Consider the following 17,413-nt stretch of genomic DNA (forward strand, 5'->3'; position numbering starts at 1 on the left):
CAAGCGCGGCGTGTGTGCATTGTCGCCGTCGAGCGGTGGCACGGAGAAGACGCCAGCTGCAGGGAACCGGGCGTTTCCTTTCCCTCGACCTCCCGCCCGGCCGAGGCGGAACCGGTGCGAACCTCACCATAGCCGCGCGGCGGCGGCGGGAACCCGGCCGCGGAGCGTCTGCGGGGTCGTCCGCAATGGCCCGCAACTGGACTCCGGCCGTGGCCGTCGTGGCAGGCGGGGCGGACCCGTTCCCGCCGGCGGCACGAAAAAGCCCGGCGACGATGCGGGAAAGCATCGTCGCCGGGCCGTCTCGTTCGATGATCGACCGCGCCACGCCCGGAACGGGGCGGGCCGGCCGGATCACGTCAGGCGCCGAAGGTGCGCTGCCACCAGCCGCGACGCGGGGCGTCGCCGGTCGGCGCGGCGGGCTCGGCAACCGAGGGCTGGTCGGCCGGTTCCTCGGCAGCCGGTTCGTCCGCCGCCGCGTCCGCCACGGCGTCCGGCGCGGCGTCCGGCGCGGGGGCCTCGGCCTCGACCTTCTTCTTGCGGACGCGCTTGGGCCTGGCCGGCGCGTCCTCGGCGGCCGGCTCGACGACGGGGGCCGGGGCTTCGGCCTCGACCTTCTTCTTGCGGACACGCTTGGGCTTGGCGGGTGCCTCGGCCACCGCCGCGACCACGGGCTCCGGCTGCGGCGCGGGGGCGACTTCGACCGGCGCGGCCGTCTCGGCCACCGCGGCGCGCGCGCGCGGGCGACGACGCGTCTTCGGCGCGGGCGCGGCGTCCTCGATCGGGGCGGCGGGGGTTTCGACTTCGGCCTCCGGCTCGACGACGGCGAGCGCGATCGGATCGGTCACCGGGCCGGAATCGCCCGCATCGGCCGATTCCTCGACGTCGACCGACGGATCGGCCGACACCGGGGTCTCGCCGCCCTCTTGGCGACGACCGCCACGCCGGCCGCGACGGCCCCGGCGGCGGCGGCGACCACCCTCGGACTCGCCTTCGGCATCGCGCTCGGCATCGCCGTGCACCTGGGGCTCGTCGGACTCGATCGCCTCGACCTCGGTTTCATCCTCGACCGGCTCGGCGTCGACGTCCGCATCCTCGGCGTCATCTTCGGCCTCGGTCTCGGAACCGGTCTCGACCGAATCGTCGCCCCGGTTGCCGCGACGGCCGCGACGGCGGCGGCGACGCTTGCCGCGACCTTCGCCCTCGCTGTCGGCGCGTGCGGCGCGCGGTGCGGGCTCGGCCTCCTCCAGCTCTTCCTCTTCCTCGATCTCTGCCTCTTCGACGAAGTCCTCCTCGTCTTCCTCGATGACCAGTTCATCGATGCGCGGCGCATAGGCGGGCGGCGGGCCGGAGACGTCGACCGTCATCCGCGCGCCTTCCTCCTCGCGATCGGGCAGCACCTCGATCGAGACGCCGTACCGCTCCTCGACCTCGGCGATGTCCGCGCGCTTGCGGTTGAGGACGTAGATCGCCGCCTCCTGCGACGCACGCAGCGTCAGCAGCGAGCCACGGCCGCGCGCCGCCTCTTCCTCCAGCAGCCGCAGCGCCGACAGCCCCGCCGACGACGCGGTGCGGACCAGGCCGGTGCCCTCGCAATGCGGGCAGGCCCGGGTCGAGGCCTCCAGCACGCCGGTGCGCAGGCGCTGGCGGCTCATCTCCATCAAGCCGAAGCTGGAGATGCGGCCGACCTGGATGCGCGCGCGATCGTTCTTCAGCGCCTCCTTCATCGCCTTCTCGACCTTCCGGACGTTGGACGAATGGTCCATGTCGATGAAGTCGATGACGACCAGGCCCGCCATGTCGCGCAGGCGGAGCTGGCGGGCGATCTCCTGCGCCGCTTCCAGATTGGTCGCGGTCGCGGTCTGCTCGATATTGTGTTCGCGGGTAGAACGGCCGGAGTTGATGTCGATCGACACCAATGCCTCGGTCGGGTTGATGACCAGATAGCCACCCGACTTGAGCTGGACGACCGGGTTGTACATCGCCGCCAGCTGGTCCTCGACATGCGCGCGCTGGAACAGCGGCACCGCGTCGGCATATTGCTTCACCTTGCGGGCATGCGCCGGCATCAGCAGCCGCATGAAGTCCTTGGCGTGGCGATAGCCTTCCTCGCCCTCGACGATCACCTCGTCGATGTCCTTGTTGTAGATGTCGCGGATCGCCCGCTTGATCAGGTCGCTGTCGCCGTACACCAGGGCGGGCGCGGAGGAGGTCAGCGTCTTGTCGCGGATTTCGTCCCACAGCCGCGCCAGATAGTCGAAGTCGCGCTTGATCTCGACCTTGGTGCGCTGGAGCCCGGCAGTGCGGACGATGCAGCCCATCGACGAGGGCAGTTGCAGGTCGGCCATGATCGACTTCAGCCGCTTGCGGTCGGCCGCGTTCGAGATCTTGCGGCTGATGCCGCCGCCATGCGACGTGTTGGGCATCAGCACGCAGTAGCGGCCGGCGAGCGACAGATAGGTGGTCAGCGCCGCGCCCTTGTTGCCGCGCTCTTCCTTGACCACCTGCACCAGCAGCACCTGGCGGCGGCGGATCACGTCCTGGATCTTGTAGCGGCGACGCAGGTTCATGCGGCGCTGGCGCAGCGCCTCGACCTGGTCGTCATTGCCGCCGGCCTTGGCGGCGCGACGGCGCGGACGGTCGGTCGACTCGCCGCCCTCCTCGTCGTCGGATTCGGCGGTCTCGTCGTCGAAGCCCGCCTCGTCGTCGAACTCCTCCTCGTCGTCATGGTCGTCGTCGTCATGCGCGTCCTGCTCGGCGCGCAGCGCGGCTTCCTCGGCGGCGTGCTCGGCCTCTTCGCGCAGCAGCGCGTCGCGATCCTCTTTGGGGATCTGGTAATAGTCCGGGTGGATTTCGGAAAAGGCGAGGAAGCCGTGGCGGTTGCCGCCGTAATCGACGAACGCCGCCTGCAGCGACGGCTCGACGCGCGTCACCTTGGCGAGATAGATATTGCCCTTGAGCTGCTTGCGCTCGGCGGACTCGAAGTCGAATTCCTCGATCCGGTTACCTTGGACGACGGCGACCCGGGTCTCTTCCCGGTGGCGTGCGTCGATCAGCATACGCGTGGTCATCAAACGGTCTCCACGCGCGCGTCGGGCCGTGCCCTCGCGCGCGATGATAATGCACGCCCGGGCCGATGGCGGCGGGGGCGCGAAGGTGGCGATAAAGCGCGTCTGCTCGCTTGGCTTGCCGGGGCATCTGGCCCTGCGGCGGGCCCGCCACCGCGACGCCGCCGGCAAAAGCCGGGCGGATCAGCGGGAGCGGGAATTGCATCATGCGAGCGTCAACCTGGATTGGCCCGTCGGGATCGACGGGCGAGCACGCCGGCGGCGCTCAACGGGTTGCGAGACGACACACGGGTGCGGTAGAGACGCTAGCATCGCGCGCGGCGCTTCGCAACTGGTCGTATCCTGCGTTACTCCGGCGATGGCACGGACGGGACAGGGTCTGGTGGCCCGTCGACGAGGCGCAACGTTCGGAAATTATTAAGCATGTCCCGCGCAGGGATGGCATCGTGCGGCGCTGGCGGCCGCGCCCTTCATCAGGGGAAGGGCCCGTAACGGAAAGGGGTTTGGTGACGATGGCTTTTCGCTGGACCTCGGCAGGCGGGATGCTGGCGGCGATGCTGGTCGGCTGGTGCGGAACGGCGACCGCCGCCCCGCCGGGCGCGCGCGTCTCGGTGACGCTCCCCAGGGTCCAAGCCGCGCCGCTGCCCAAGGTGCGCGGCGAGGCGGGGCGGCCGCTGGTGGTCATCGACGCCGGCCATGGCGGCGTCGACCCGGGCGCGATCAACCGCGGCAACGGCCTGCGCGAGAAGGACGTGACGCTGAAGATCGCCAAGGCGATCCGCGACGAACTGCTCGACAGCGGCCGGGTGCGGGTCGCGCTGACCCGCGACGACGATCATTACCTGGTGCTGCGCGAACGCTATGGCATCGCGCGCCGACTGCACGCCGACCTGTTCATCTCGATCCATTGCGACAGCGTCGGCGTGGGCGACGCCACCGGCGCGTCGGTCTACACCCTGTCCGAGGTCGCGTCCGACAAGGAGGCCGCCCGGCTGGCGGCGCGCGAGAACAAGGCGGACGTGATCGCCGGCGTCAATCTGGGCGAGGCGGGCGAGGACGTATCCTCGATCCTGATTGACCTGACCCAGCGCGAGACCATGAACGCCTCCGCCAATTTCGCCCGGCTGCTGGGCCGCGAGGCCAAGCCGCTGGTGCCGATGAAGCCCAATTTCCACCGCATGGCCAGCCTGATGGTGCTGAAGGCGCCGGACATGCCGTCGATCCTGTTCGAGACCGGGTATATCTCCAACCCCGTCGACGCCGCCTTCCTCGACAGCCGCGAGGGGCGCGAGCGGATCGCCGAGGGGGTGCGGCGCGCCGTGGAGGTGCATTTCGCGCGGCGGATGGTCACGCGCTGACCCACGCCCGCCGGCCGGACGGCTGGCGTTCAGGCAGCGTGCGCGACTATGCTGCCTGTTTCGAGGCGGATGGGGATCAGGACATGGACGGCAATCGGCGCGCGCTTCTGACGGGCGCGGGCGCGCTGGGGCTGACGGCGGCCCTGCCGGGCGGTCTGGCGCGTGCGCAAGCGCCGGCCGCGGCGCCGGGCGATGCCGAGGCGGAGACGCTGCTCGCCAGCCTGGCGGAGGAGCTGCTGGCCGACTGGCCCGAGGCGGCGCTGTCGCTGGGCCTGGACCGCGACAAGCGCGCGCCGCTGCGCGCGCGGCTGGCGGACCGCAGCGCGGCGGCGGATGCAGCGCGGCGCGACCGCTGCACCGCGCATCTGGCGCAGCTTCGCCGGATTGACCGCCGCCGCCTGTCGCCCGCGGTCGCGACCGACGTCGACACCACCGACACCGCCTATGCGCTGGCGCAGGAGGGCTGGCGGACCATGCCGGTCGGCGAGGTGGCGGTGCTGGACCCGTCCGCCAGCTTCCGCAGCACGCCCTATATCGTCTCGCAGCTCGGCGGCGCCTATGCCGACGTGCCCGACCTGTTGGAAACCAAGCATGACGTGGCGAACGCCGCCGATGCCGAGGCCTATTGCGAGCGGCTGGCCGCCTATGCCCGTGCGGTCGATGGCGAGACCGGCCGCATCCGCGCCGATGCCGCGCGCGGCGCGATCCCGCCGGTGCTGGTCATCGACCTGACCGCCGGGCAGTTGCAGGGCATTCGCGCGACCCCGGCCGCCCAGTGGGGGATCGTGACCAGCTTCGCCGCCAAATGCGCGAAGGCCGGCCTGCCGCCCAGCCATGCCGCGCGTGCCGCGCGACTCTGCGCCGAGGCCGTGGCGCCGGCGCTCGACCGGCAGATCGCCGCCTTCGCCGCGCTCCGCCCCCAGGCCAGCCCCGAGCCCGGGCTGTGGCAACGGCCGCATGGCGAGGACTATTATCGCTGGCTGGTCCGCGCCGGCACCACCACCGGCGAGACGCCCGAGGCGATCCACGCGCTGGGGCTGGAGCAGAACCGGGCGATTAACGCCGAAATCGATACGCTGCTGAAGGCGCAGGGGTTGACCCGGGGCAGTGTCGGCGAACGGCTGACCGCGCTCAGCCGCCGGCCCGATCTGGTGTTCAGCAACGACGATGCCGGCCGCGCCAAGCTGCTCGCCTATCTGAACGGCCGCATCGCCGATATCCGCACCCGCCTGCCCCGCGCGTTCGGCACGCTGGTGAAGGGCAATCTGGTGATCCGGCGCGTGCCGCCCGCGATCCAGGACGGCGCGCCCAACGGCTATGCGGGACCGGGGTCGATGGACGGGTCGCAGCCGGGCATCTACTACATCAACCTGAAGTCGACCGCGACCTGGCCCCGCTATTCGCTGCCGACGCTCTGCTATCACGAGGGAATACCGGGCCATGTCTGGCAGGGCGAATATAGCTTCCGACTGCCGCTGATCCGCTCGCTGCTCGCCTTCAACGCCTATTCCGAGGGTTGGGCGCTCTATGCCGAGCAACTCGCCAGCGAACTGGGCGTCTATGACGACGATCCGCTCGGCCGGATCGGCTATCTCCAGTCGATGAATTTTCGCGCCTGCCGGCTGGTGGTCGACACCGGCCTCCATGCCAAGCGCTGGGGCTTCGACCAGGCGGTGTCTTGGTTCCAGGGGGCAACGGGCATGCCGGTCGGTCAGCTCACCGCCGAGGTGCAGCGCTACTGCGCGATGCCGGGCCAGGCCTGCGGCTACAAGATGGGCCATAACGAGATCAACCGTTTGCGCCGCAAGGCGCAAGACGCGCTCGGTCCGCGCTACGATCTCAAGGCGTTCGACGATGTCGTGGTCGGCACCGGCAACGTGCCGCTGACGCTGCTGGAGCGGGTGGTAGACCGCTACATCGCCTCGGCGCGCGGCTGATCAGTAGAAGCGGCGGAGCACCAGCCGGCGCGGCTTGCCGCCGCAGGGCGTCAGCATCACCGTCGTGCCCGGCGTGCCGGCCGACCAGCGCGCCTGCGGGCTGCTGGTGTAGCCGGGGCCGATCGGCTGGCCGTCGACCGCGCAGATCGTGTCGCCGATCGCCCAGCCGGCCGCCGCCGCCGGGCCGCCGCGCATGACGTGCAGCACTTTCAGCCGGTCGCGCTCCAGCCCGAGCAGCAGGCCGCTGGTCGAGCGCAGCACCGGCGGCAGGCCGGGGCGGGGGCTCAGCACCATGCGGCCGGCGCGCGGATCGAGCAGCACGCGGTAGCGCGACAGGAAGCCGGTGCCGATCCGCCCGGCGACGCCGATCGTCTCCGAGAAGCCGCCCGCCGGCTCGATCCGCATCTCGACATCATGCGCCTCCAGTTCGCCCAGCCGGACCGAGGGGACGATGGCCAGGCCCGTCACCACCGGCCCCGCCAGGCCGAAGGCGATGGCGGTGGTGCGCGGCAGCCTGGCCAGCCCGGCGCTGCGCCATTCGGCTTCGGTGATGGTCATCGACGATCCGTCGCCGGTATCGACGATCATCGGCGAGAAGCGTTTCGTGCCCAGCGTGATCGCGCTTTGGTAGACCGCATGCGTAGGCGAGATCGACAGGGGGGCGATCCGGCCCGGAAACGGCATCCGTCCCGAACGGATCAGGCGGAACCGGTGCGCGGCATAGTCGATGTCGAGCGCCTGGCCCGCCAGCAGGTCGCGCCCGACCAGCATGTCGACCGACTCTGCGCTGCCGGTGGCGAGCGCGGGCAGGGTGGCGACCGCCAGCCCGCCGCCGCGCCGGCTCAAGCCGCCCAGCGTCAGCGAGCGGGTCGGCATCCAGCCGATCGTCACCGCGCCGCCGATCGCGCTCGCCTGTCCGCCCGGTACGATCGCCGCGCCGCGCGTGACCGGCGAGGAACGCGACAGCAGCGAGAAGGACACGCCCGTATCGAGGATCGCGCTGACCGGCCGGCCGTTCACCGCCATGTCGAAGCGGATCTGGTTGCCGGGCGTCAGCGTGAAGTCGACCCAGCGGGCCTCTGCATCCGCCGCCAGCCGCACCACGCCGGGGTCGCGCGACGCGACGGGAACGGTGGGAGGGGCATCGGCGAGCAGCAGCAGCGCGGCAAGGGCTAGGATACGCATCGACGCCCGCTCCTATCGCAGCACTCGGGCGGCGTCGTGGCGAAAATCGCGGGGGGCTGTTTCCCTGCCCTTGTTCCCCGGCGAAGGCCGGAGCCCAGTTGGGAGACGATCATGACGCCGCGCAGCGCTCCGTTACCACAGCCTTCCCAGACGGGCCCTGGCCTTCGCCGGGGTCAGGCAGGAGGAAACGCCGCCCCTACAGGCACGCCTCCAGGAACGCCTGGTCGAACCCGAACTGCCGCGCCTTGTCGAGCGTATAGGGACGCAGGCCCATCGAGCGGTATTCGCCGATGATCTTGCCCTCGGCCGATTCGTCCAGATACTCGAACTTGAACAGTTCCTGCGTCACGATCACCGGCCCTTCCATGCCGATCACCTCGGTGACGTTGGTGACGCGGCGCGAACCGTCGCGCAGGCGCTTCACCTGGATGATCAGGTCGACCGAATCGGCGATCTGGCGGCTGATCGCCTCCTTGGGCACCTTGATGTCGGACATCATCACCATGTTCTCCATGCGCGCCAGCGCCTCGCGCGGGGAGTTGGAGTGGAGCGTGCACATCGAGCCGTCATGGCCGGTGTTCATCGCCGCCAGCATGTCGAAACATTCCGAGCCGCGGATTTCGCCCAGGATGATCCGGTCGGGCCGCATGCGCAGCGCGTTCTTCACCAGGTCGCGAATCGATATTTCGCCCTGGCCTTCGAGATTGGCGGGGCGCGTTTCCAGCGGCAGCCAGTGCGGCTGTTGCAGGCGAAGCTCGGCGGCGTCCTCGATCGTCAGCACGCGCTCGCCCGGGTCGATCATCTTGGAAAGGGCGTTGAGCATCGTCGTCTTGCCCGAACCGGTACCGCCCGAGATGACGATGTTGAACCGGCTGGCGCCCGCGATCTTGAGCGCGGTCGCCATCTTGGGACTCATGCTGCCGAAGCCGGCCATCATGTCGAGCGTGATCGGCTTGGCGGAGAATTTGCGGATCGAGATGGCGGTGCCGCGCAGCGACAGCGGCGGCACGATGACGTTGACGCGGCTGCCGTCCTTCAGCCGCGCGTCGGCGAGCGGCGTGGTCTGGTCGACCCGGCGGCCGACCGAATTGACGATGCGCTGCGCAATCTGGAACAGATGCTCCTCGTCGCGGAACTGGATCGGCGCGATCTCCAGCCGGCCCTTGCGCTCGACATAGGTCTGTTCCGGACCGTTGACCATGATGTCGGAGATGTTGGGATCGGCGAGCAGCTCCTCCAGCGGCCCCAGGCCCAGCAGTTCGTCGACCAGCACCTTCTCCAGCGCGAACTGCTCGCGCCGATTGAGCGTCAGCTTCAGTTCGGCCAGCACCTCGCCGATGATCGGGCGGAACTCCTCCGCCAGCTCGTCCTTGCCCAAAGTCGCGGCGGCCTCGGGATCGACTCGCTCCAGCAGGCGCGGCAGCACCTGCTCCTTGATCTTATGGACCGAGGCCTCGAATCCCTCGACCCGGCTGGAGCCGGCGTCGCCCGACGCGGCCTGACGATCGGCGAGTCGCTGCAGCGCATCCATCTGCGCGCCGGGCACGCTGCCGGGGCTCGGCGCCTCGGCTCCGCCGCCCGCCTCGCCGGAGGGCAGCGGTAGTGCATCGAGCGGCGGGAATTGCGCGCCGCCCTCGCCCGCGCCGCCCGACTCGCGGACGGGCGCGCCGCCCTGCATCGGCCGTGCCACGCCAAAGGCGGGCCGCGCCGACTGGCCGATCCCGTTACGACGCCCGAACGCGCTCATGCAGCCTGGTCCTTCATGCTTCCGAATGACTTAGCCGCGAAGGATTTACCATTCTCCTAACCACGTCGCGGGCCGACGCCGATCATCGCCGGTTTCGTTCACGTGCGAGCAGCGCCGCTTTCCGGGCCGGACCATAGGCATAGCCGCCCAGACCGCCATCGCCGCGCACGACGCGGTGGCAGGGGATGGCGACGGCGATGGCGTTGGCGCCGCAGGCCGACCCCGCCGCCCGCGTCGCGCCGGGCGCGCCGGCCAGAGCGGCCAGCTCGGCATAGCTGCGCGTCTCGCCTGGCGGGATGGTGCGAAGCGCCTGCCACACCGCCTCCTGGAAGGCGGTGCCGCGCAGGTCGAGCGGCAGGTCCGGGTCGCAGCCCGGCGTCTCCACCAGCGCGACGATCCGCGCGGCCAGATCGGCGAGCGAGGCGTCGCCGGGGTGCAGCTCGGCATGGGGGAAGCGGGCGCGCAGGGCGGCGTCATCCTCGTCGAAGGCGACGCGGCACAGCCCGCGCGCCGTCGCTGCGATCAGCAGCGGCCCCAGGCTGGTCACCGCCAGCGTCCAGCGGATGGCGAGGCCGCGTCCGCCCCGGGCCCAGGTGCCGGGGGTCATGCCGAGCCGCCCGGCGGCCTCGTAGAAACGGCTGGGCGCAGCATAGCCGGCGGCATAGAGCGCGTCCGTCACCGTCGCGCCATCGGTCAGCGCCACGCCGGCGCGCTCCAGTCGCCGGGCGCGGGCATAGGCGGCGGGTGTCACCCCGGTAGCGCGCTTGAACAGCCGGTGGAAATGATGCGGCGCATAGCCCACCTCCTTCGCCAGCGCCGCCAGCCGGGGCGGGGCCTCGGCCGCGTCGATCAGCGCCATCGCCGCCGCCACCGCCGCCCGGTCGCGCGCCACGGCGTCCGGGCGGCAGCGCAGGCAGGCGCGAAAGCCGGCGGCGCGCGCCGCCGCGCCGTCGGCGTGGAAGCTGACCTGGTCGCGCCGGGGATGACGCGCCGGGCAGCTCGGCTTGCAATAGATGCCGGTCGAACGCACCCCCACCACGAAGCGGCCATCGGCGGAACGGTCGCGCGCCTCAAAGGCGGCCCAGGCGGCGTCGGGATCGATCAGGGTCATGCCGCCACCCTGCCGCGGGTCGGGACGCCGCGCATCCCAAAGCTTGCGGTCAAAGCGCCGCCATGTGCTTCACATCTTCCGCGCCCGCCGCCAGCGATGCGGTCCGCTCCAGGCCCCGGCTGATCTCGCCGCCCGCGCGCGGTGCGAACACGCGGGCGCGGGTGTAGAGCGCGGCGGCTTCGGCGTAGCGACCGGCCGATTCCGCGCAGAGTGCCTGGTTGAACAGCGTGGGGCCATGATCCGGCGCCGCCGCGCCGATGCTGGCGAAGGCCGCACAGGCGGCCGGTTCGTCCTGCTTGGTCTGGTGGACGGCTGCGCGGAACCGATCGGCCAGCGCGGGCGGCAGGCCGTCGCGTTCCTCGCGGATGCGGATCTTGTACTGTTCCCGGTGCGGCGCGAGGTCGAGCCGCACCTGGTCCGCGATCGATTCGACCATCGACTGGACCGCGACGTCGGCGCCCAGGCCGCCGGCCTCGTCCTCGCACCATTGGCTCGAATCGCTGCGCGTGGGCGCGAACGCATAGAGGATGCGATCGTCGCGCTGCCGGGTCAGGCGCAGGTCCGCGCGCAGCGTCACCGTCCGCTGGAGGCAGGCGACCTTGTAGCGTACGCGGCGGACGCATTTGTCGTCCTTCTTCTCGGCGCAGCGCTCGCGGCTCTCGGTATAGCCCGACTGATCGACCGATGAGGACGCGCGCCCCGAGAGCAGCCCGTCGGGGCGCAGGGAAGGGGCGATGATCTGTGCATGCGGCACGCCGTCCCGGCCCAACGCCGCCAGCCGCCGCTCGATCGCCACGCCCAGCGCATCGCCGGCCGGCCCGCCGAACAGGTCGACGCCGATCGTCGGCAGCCGGCTCGCCTCGCGCGATCCGGCCGCGAAGATGCCCTCGACATGGATCACCTCGGCCACGGCCGGGCCCGCGACGATCATCGCGCCTGCCGCCACCAGCACCGATCCGCGCATCGCGACGTTCCTCCTGCCCGAACGTTTCCGCGCTACGCTCCCGATCCTGAACCGGACATGCCTGAACATCCGGTAAAGGAATGTGACAGGATGGTCAGGTTGGCTTGCATCCCGGGCACCCCCATGCTAGCCGCCCGAAAGCCCAGCGACAGGCGCGGTTTCGCGCCCCGTTTCCTATGGGCTACCCGTTTTGAAATGCTGAGGGACATAACGCTCCGTGGAGACATCCGGCGGTATTCAGGCCAGCTTAAGTGGGCGCTACGCGCTCGCCCTGTTCGAGTTGGCGCGCGACGCCCGCGGCATCGATGCGGTGGAGGCGAGCCTCGCCACGGTGCGTGACGCCCTGCGGGATTCGACCGACCTGCGCACGCTGATCGCCAGCCCGGTGGTCGGTCGCGGCACCGCGACCAAGACGGTGTTGGCCATTGCCGACCAGCTCGGGCTGGACGCGACGACGCGCAGCTTCCTCGGCGTGCTGGCCGAGAACCGCCGCCTGGGCGAGCTGCCGGCGATCGTCCGCGCCTATCGCACCCTGGCGTCGCGCCATCGCGGCGAGCTGACCGCCGAGGTGACGAGCGCGCATCCGCTGACCGCGGATCAGGTCGTCGAATTGAAGCAGCAGCTGCGCCAGCGGCTCGGTCGCGAGGTCGCGGTCGACCTGTCGGTCGATCCGGCGCTGCTCGGCGGGCTGGTCGTCCGCATCGGTTCCCAGATGATCGACTCGTCGATCCGCACCCGTTTGAACGCGCTCGCGCACGCAATGAAAGGCTGACAGCGAACGCTGTTGGGAAAAGGCTGAAGTGATGGATATCCGCGCCGCAGAAATCTCCAAGGTCATCAAGGATCAGATCGCCAATTTCGGCGCCGAGGCGCAGGTCTCGGAAACCGGCCAGGTGCTGTCGGTCGGCGACGGCATCGCGCGCATCTATGGCCTCGACAACGTCCAGGCGGGCGAGATGGTCGAGTTCGCCAACGGCGTGCAGGGCATGGCGCTGAACCTGGAGGCCGATAATGTCGGCGTCGTGATCTTCGGGTCGGACTCGGAGATCCGCGAGGGCGATACCGTCAAGCGTACCGGCACCATCGTCGACGTGCCGGTCGGCAAGGGCCTGCTCGGCCGCGTGGTCGACGGCCTCGGCAACCCGATCGACGGCAAGGGCCCGATCGTCAGCGACCAGCGCAGCCGCGTCGAGGTCAAGGCGCCCGGCATCATCCCGCGCCAGGGCGTGTCGGAGCCGATGCAGACCGGCCTGAAGGCGATCGATGCGCTGGTGCCGGTCGGCCGTGGCCAGCGCGAGCTGATCATCGGCGACCGCCAGACCGGCAAGTCGGCCGTCGCGATCGACACCTTCATCAACCAGAAGACGGTCAACGCCGGCACCGATGAGTCGAAGAAGCTCTACTGCGTCTATGTCGCGGTCGGGCAGAAGCGCTCCACCGTCGCGCAGCTCGTCCGCACGCTGGAGGAGAATGGCGCGATGGAATATTCCATCGTCGTCGCCGCCACCGCCTCGGATCCGGCACCGCTCCAGTTCCTGGCGCCGTACACCGGCACCGCGATGGGTGAGTATTTCCGGGACAACGGGATGCACGCGCTGATCGTGTTCGACGACCTGTCGAAGCAGGCGGTCGCCTATCGCCAGATGTCGCTGCTGCTGCGCCGGCCGCCGGGCCGCGAGGCCTATCCGGGCGACGTCTTCTATCTCCACTCGCGCCTGCTGGAGCGCGCCGCCAAGATGTCGGATGCGAATGGCGGCGGCTCGCTGACCGCGCTGCCGATCATCGAGACCCAGGCGGGCGACGTGTCGGCGTACATCCCGACCAACGTGATCTCGATCACCGACGGCCAGATCTTCCTGGAGACCGACCTATTCTTCGCGGGCATCCGCCCGGCGATCAACGTCGGCCTGTCGGTCAGCCGCGTCGGCTCGGCCGCGCAGACCAAGGCGATGAAGAAGGTGTCGGGCTCGATCAAGCTGGAGCTGGCCCAGTATCGCGAGATGGCGGCGTTCGCGCAGTTCGGCTCGGACCTCGACGCCTCGACGCAGCGGCTGCTGAACCGCGGCGCGCGCCTGACCGAGCTGCTCAAGCAGGCGCAGTTCAACCCGATGCCCTTCGAGGAGCAGACGGCGTCGATCTTCGCGGGCACCAACGGCTATCTCGACAATGTCGCGGTGCAGGACGTGGTGCGCTACGAAGGCGCGATGCTCGCCGACCTGCGCGCGAACCATTCGGGCGTGCTCGCCAAGATCCGCGACACGCGCGACCTGGGCGACGAGGCCAAGGCGGGGCTGAAGGCCGCGCTGGACCAGTTCGCCAAGACCTTCGCCTGAGGGCGGGCCTTGCCCCGGCCATGGCCGGGGCGGGGCGATAACGGGGAGACCCCGGTTCCGGCCGGGGTGACGATAGGAAGAAGATGGCGTCACTCAAGGCCCTCAAGATCCGCATCGGCTCGGTGAAGTCGACGCAGAAGATCACCAAGGCGATGAAGATGGTCGCCGCCGCCAAGTTGCGCCGGGCACAGGACGCGGCGCAGAACGGCCGTCCCTATGCCGAGCGGCTGGAGCGGGTGATGGCCAGCCTGGCGACCCGCGCCGGCGGCCCGGGCGCGTCGCCGCTCCTGGCCGGCACGGGCAAGGATCAGGTGCACCTGCTGGTCGTAGCGACCTCGGAGCGGGGCCTGGCCGGCGCGTTCAACTCGAACATCGTCCGCGCCGCGCGCCGCAAGGCCGAGGAGCTGTCGGCGCAGGGCAAGACCGTGCGCTTCTACATCGCCGGCAAGAAGGGGCGCGTGCTCAAGCGCTTCTTCCCGACCGCGATCCTGGCGGACCGCGACATGTCAGCGATGAAGGTCGCCAGCTTCGACGATGCCAAGGCGATCGCCGACGACCTGATCGCGCGCTTCACCGCAGGCGAGTTCGACGTGGCGCACCTGTTCTTCTCGAAGTTCCAGTCGGCGCTGGCGCAGGTGCCGACCGGCATCCAGATCATCCCGGTGCCGCTCGCCGAACAGGCCGCGCTCAAGGACGTCGCGCCGGCCGCCGCCGCCGTCACCGAATATGAGCCCGACGAGGAGTCGATCCTCGCCGACCTGCTGCCGCGCAACATCGCGGTGCAGATCTTCCGCGCGCTTCTGGAGAATGCGGCGTCGGAGCAGGGCAGCCGCATGACCGCGATGGACAATGCCACGCGCAATGCCGGCGACATGATCAAGCGGCTGAGCATCCAGTACAACCGCGCGCGTCAGGCCGCGATCACGACCGAGCTGGTCGAGATCATCTCGGGCGCGGAAGCGCTCTAAAAGTTTCGAAGCAGGAAGAATCGCAATGGCAACCGCCGCTGAAGACATCCGCCCGACCCAGTCGACGGGCAACACCAACAATGTCGGCCGGATCGCGCAGGTCATCGGCGCGGTCGTCGACGTGCATTTCGACCAGCAGCTCCCGGCGATCCTGTCGGCGCTGGAGACCGACAACAACGGCACCCGCCTGGTGCTGGAGGTCGCGCAGCATCTGGGCGAGAACACCGTCCGCACGATCGCGATGGACTCGACCGAGGGCCTGACCCGCGGCCAGACCGTCCACGACACCGGCGCGCAGATTTCGGTGCCGGTCGGCCCGGCGACGCTCGGCCGCATCCTCAACGTCATCGGCGAGCCGATCGACGAGCGCGGTCCGGTCGCCACCGACCTGCGCGCGCCGATTCATGCTCAGGCGCCGCTGTTCGTCGACCAGTCGACCGAGAGCGCGATCCTGGTCACGGGCATCAAGGTCATCGACCTGCTCGCCCCCTATGCCAAGGGCGGCAAGATCGGCCTGTTCGGCGGCGCCGGCGTCGGCAAGACCGTGCTGATCCAGGAGCTGATCAACAACATCGCCAAGGGCCATGGCGGCACCTCGGTGTTCGCGGGCGTCGGCGAGCGCACCCGCGAGGGCAACGACCTGTATCACGAGTTCCTCGACGCGGGCGTCATCGCCAAGGATGCCGAGGGCAATGCGATCAGCGAGGGGTCGAAGGTCGCGCTGGTCTATGGCCAGATGAACGAGCCGCCGGGCGCGCGCGCCCGCGTCGCCCTGTCGGGCCTGACCATTGCGGAATATTTCCGCGACCAGGAGGGGCAGGACGTGCTCTTCTTCGTCGACAACATCTTCCGCTTCACCCAGGCGGGCGCGGAAGTGTCGGCGTTGCTCGGCCGCATCCCCTCGGCCGTGGGCTATCAGCCGACCCTGTCGACCGACATGGGCGCGCTGCAGGAGCGCATCACCTCGACCAACAAGGGGTCGATCACCAGCGTCCAGGCCGTGTACGTGCCTGCCGACGACTTGACCGACCCGGCCCCGGCGACATCCTTCGCCCATCTCGACGCGACGACGGTGCTTAACCGCGCCATCTCGGAGCTGGGCATTTATCCGGCGGTCGACCCGCTCGACTCCACCAGCCGCGTGCTGGAGCCGCGCATCGTCGGCCAGGAGCATTACGAGACGGCGCGTGCCGTCCAGTCGCTGCTCCAGCGCTACAAGTCGCTGCAGGACATCATTGCGATCCTGGGCATGGACGAGCTGTCCGAAGAGGATAAGCTGACCGTGACCCGCGCGCGCAAGATCCAGCGCTTCCTGTCGCAGCCGTTCCACGTCGCCGAGGTCTTCACCGGCATCTCGGGCAAGTTCGTGCAGATCGAGGACACGATCCGCAGCTTCAAGGGCGTGGTGAACGGCGATTACGACCACCTGCCCGAGGCGGCCTTCTACATGGTCGGCGGCATCGACGAAGCGGTCGCCAAGGCCGAGAAGCTGGCCAAGGAGGCGTAATGGCGCTGCACTTCGAGCTGGTCACTCCCGAGCGGCTGGTCCGCTCGGAGTCGGTCCATATGGTCACGGTCCCCGGCACCGAGGGCGATTTCGCGGTGCTGGAAGGCCACGCCCCCTTCATGTCGACGATCCGCGACGGCATCCTCTCGGTTTATACCAACGCCAGTGGCCAGCCCGAGACGATCGCGATCCGCGGCGGATTCGCCGAGGTCAATGCGCAAGGCCTGACCGTCCTCGCCGAGCATATCGGCTAATCCTTCCAGTCGAGCGTATCGGCTGATCTTCCCGGCGGCGGCGGGGCGGTGATCCGCCTCGCCGCCGTTTCGCTTTTGCTGGACCGATGCGCCGCCACCGGGCAAGGAGGCGGCGGAAATCGGCCCTTATCAGCCGATTGCGTTCGACGAACGGAGATCGGCTTGGCCTTGTCGCTCAAGATCACGCGCAAGCTGGCGCATCTGCTGCCCCGACGCGTGCCGCAATATCGCCGCGCCGCTGCGCCGCAGGGCCGGCCCAAGGTGCTGGTCGTCGGTGTCTATGTCGGCAACAAGCCCAGTCTGATCGAGCATATCGTCGAGCAGCTCGCCACCGCCACGCAGGTGGAACTGGTGCAACGCTGGGCCGCCATTGGTGGTGCATCGACCAGTCCGGCCGTGGATTCGGTCACGGTCGAAAGAATCGAGGGCTATGAGCCGAAATGGCTGCTGCTGGAAAGGCTGGTCCGCGACGCGCCCGACCAGGGCTTCGACTATGTCCTGTTCTGCGACGACGATATCTGGATAGGGACGGGCTTTCTCGACGCCCTGATCGGCTTGCAACAGGCGCATGGCTTCGCGATCGCGCAGCCGGCGCGGACCTGGCGCAGCTATACCGACTGGCCGATCGTGCGCCGCCGCCTGGGCCTGACCGCGCGGCAGACCGGGTTCATCGAGAGCGGACCGGTGGTCAGCATGAGCCACCAGTTCTTCGACCTGGCGACGCCGTTCAGCACCGACAGTCCGATGGGCTGGGGCTATGACCTGGTCTGGCCGAAGATGGCGGAGAAGGCGGGGCTGACGATGGGGATCATCGATGCGGTGCCGGTCGATCACAGCTTCCGCCCGCGCAGCCAGCTCTACAGCTACGACAAGGAATTGGCGCGCATGGCCGAGTATCTGTCGACGCGCGACCATATCCGCGAGCATGTGACCTACCGCAAGATCCGGTAGTCGGGTGGGCCTGCCCCAGGGGCCCCGCGCTCG

At 69.7% G+C, this 17,413-nt stretch carries 12 protein-coding genes and 1 pseudogene; 8 read left to right on the forward strand and 5 right to left on the reverse strand.

All coding sequences use genetic code 11. The features are described from left to right. Window positions 1-356: 356 nt before the first annotated feature. A complete protein-coding gene (locus tag GGQ96_RS07945) occupies window positions 357-3,056 on the reverse strand; it encodes an Rne/Rng family ribonuclease (protein ID WP_184114153.1) in 2,700 nt (899 codons plus the stop codon). Between the two features lie 596 nt (window positions 3,057-3,652). Between GGQ96_RS07945 and GGQ96_RS07950 the strand changes: the two are divergent. Together GGQ96_RS07950 and GGQ96_RS07955 are read left to right on the forward strand one after the other, a co-directional pair. Next, window positions 3,653-4,423, forward strand: a pseudogene (locus GGQ96_RS07950) (N-acetylmuramoyl-L-alanine amidase family protein); the annotation flags it as partial. 38 nt (window positions 4,424-4,461) lie between these two features. Next, complete coding sequence (locus GGQ96_RS07955) at window positions 4,462-6,360, forward strand: DUF885 domain-containing protein (RefSeq protein ID WP_343058965.1); 1,899 nt, start codon at window positions 4,462-4,464, stop codon at window positions 6,358-6,360. Here GGQ96_RS07955 and GGQ96_RS07960 read toward each other — a convergent pair whose 3' ends face one another. From GGQ96_RS07960 to GGQ96_RS07975, 4 genes are all read right to left on the reverse strand, one after another. Beyond that, window positions 6,361-7,545: an aspartyl protease family protein gene (locus GGQ96_RS07960; RefSeq protein ID WP_184113367.1), complete on the reverse strand. Its 1,185-nt coding sequence runs from the start codon at window positions 7,543-7,545 to the stop codon at window positions 6,361-6,363. A gap of 196 nt (window positions 7,546-7,741) precedes the next feature. Further along, window positions 7,742-9,292: a TadA family conjugal transfer-associated ATPase gene (locus GGQ96_RS07965; protein WP_184113368.1), complete on the reverse strand. Its 1,551-nt coding sequence runs from the start codon at window positions 9,290-9,292 to the stop codon at window positions 7,742-7,744. An 82-nt stretch (window positions 9,293-9,374) separates the two neighbouring features. Then, window positions 9,375-10,403 carry a bifunctional DNA-binding transcriptional regulator/O6-methylguanine-DNA methyltransferase Ada gene (gene ada, locus GGQ96_RS07970; RefSeq protein WP_184113369.1) on the reverse strand — a complete coding sequence of 343 codons (1,029 nt, stop codon included), beginning with the start codon at window positions 10,401-10,403 and terminating at the stop codon, window positions 9,375-9,377. A 49-nt stretch (window positions 10,404-10,452) separates the two neighbouring features. After that, window positions 10,453-11,367 carry a hypothetical protein gene (locus GGQ96_RS07975; protein WP_184113370.1) on the reverse strand — a complete coding sequence of 305 codons (915 nt, stop codon included), beginning with the start codon at window positions 11,365-11,367 and terminating at the stop codon, window positions 10,453-10,455. A 217-nt stretch (window positions 11,368-11,584) separates the two neighbouring features. On the opposite strand from GGQ96_RS07975, the gene GGQ96_RS07980 reads away from it, so the two are divergent. From GGQ96_RS07980 to GGQ96_RS08005, 6 genes are all read left to right on the forward strand, one after another. After that, the gene (locus tag GGQ96_RS07980; protein WP_184113372.1) at window positions 11,585-12,139 is read left to right on the forward strand and encodes a F0F1 ATP synthase subunit delta; all 555 of its coding nucleotides are present in this window, start codon (window positions 11,585-11,587) and stop codon (window positions 12,137-12,139) included. 31 nt (window positions 12,140-12,170) lie between these two features. Beyond that, window positions 12,171-13,700: a F0F1 ATP synthase subunit alpha gene (atpA, locus tag GGQ96_RS07985; protein WP_184113373.1), complete on the forward strand. Its 1,530-nt coding sequence runs from the start codon at window positions 12,171-12,173 to the stop codon at window positions 13,698-13,700. A gap of 83 nt (window positions 13,701-13,783) precedes the next feature. Continuing rightward, the gene (locus GGQ96_RS07990) at window positions 13,784-14,668 is read left to right on the forward strand and encodes a F0F1 ATP synthase subunit gamma (RefSeq protein WP_184113375.1); all 885 of its coding nucleotides are present in this window, start codon (window positions 13,784-13,786) and stop codon (window positions 14,666-14,668) included. Window positions 14,669-14,693: 25 nt separating this feature from the next. After that, window positions 14,694-16,175 (forward strand): F0F1 ATP synthase subunit beta, encoded by a 1,482-nt coding sequence (gene atpD / locus GGQ96_RS07995; protein ID WP_184113377.1) that lies wholly within the window; start codon window positions 14,694-14,696, stop codon window positions 16,173-16,175. Further along, window positions 16,175-16,429 carry an ATP synthase F1 subunit epsilon gene (locus tag GGQ96_RS08000; protein WP_184113379.1) on the forward strand — a complete coding sequence of 85 codons (255 nt, stop codon included), beginning with the start codon at window positions 16,175-16,177 and terminating at the stop codon, window positions 16,427-16,429. Before atpD ends, GGQ96_RS08000 begins: the two co-directional genes overlap by 1 nt. A 162-nt stretch (window positions 16,430-16,591) precedes the next feature. Next, entirely contained in the window at window positions 16,592-17,380 is a 789-nt protein-coding gene (locus GGQ96_RS08005) for a glycosyltransferase family 2 protein (RefSeq protein WP_184113381.1), read from the forward strand. The last annotated feature ends 33 nt before the right edge of the window (window positions 17,381-17,413 follow it).

Origin of the sequence: Sphingomonas abaci (assembly GCF_014199625.1) — a bacterium.
Classification (GTDB): domain Bacteria; phylum Pseudomonadota; class Alphaproteobacteria; order Sphingomonadales; family Sphingomonadaceae; genus Sphingomonas; species Sphingomonas abaci.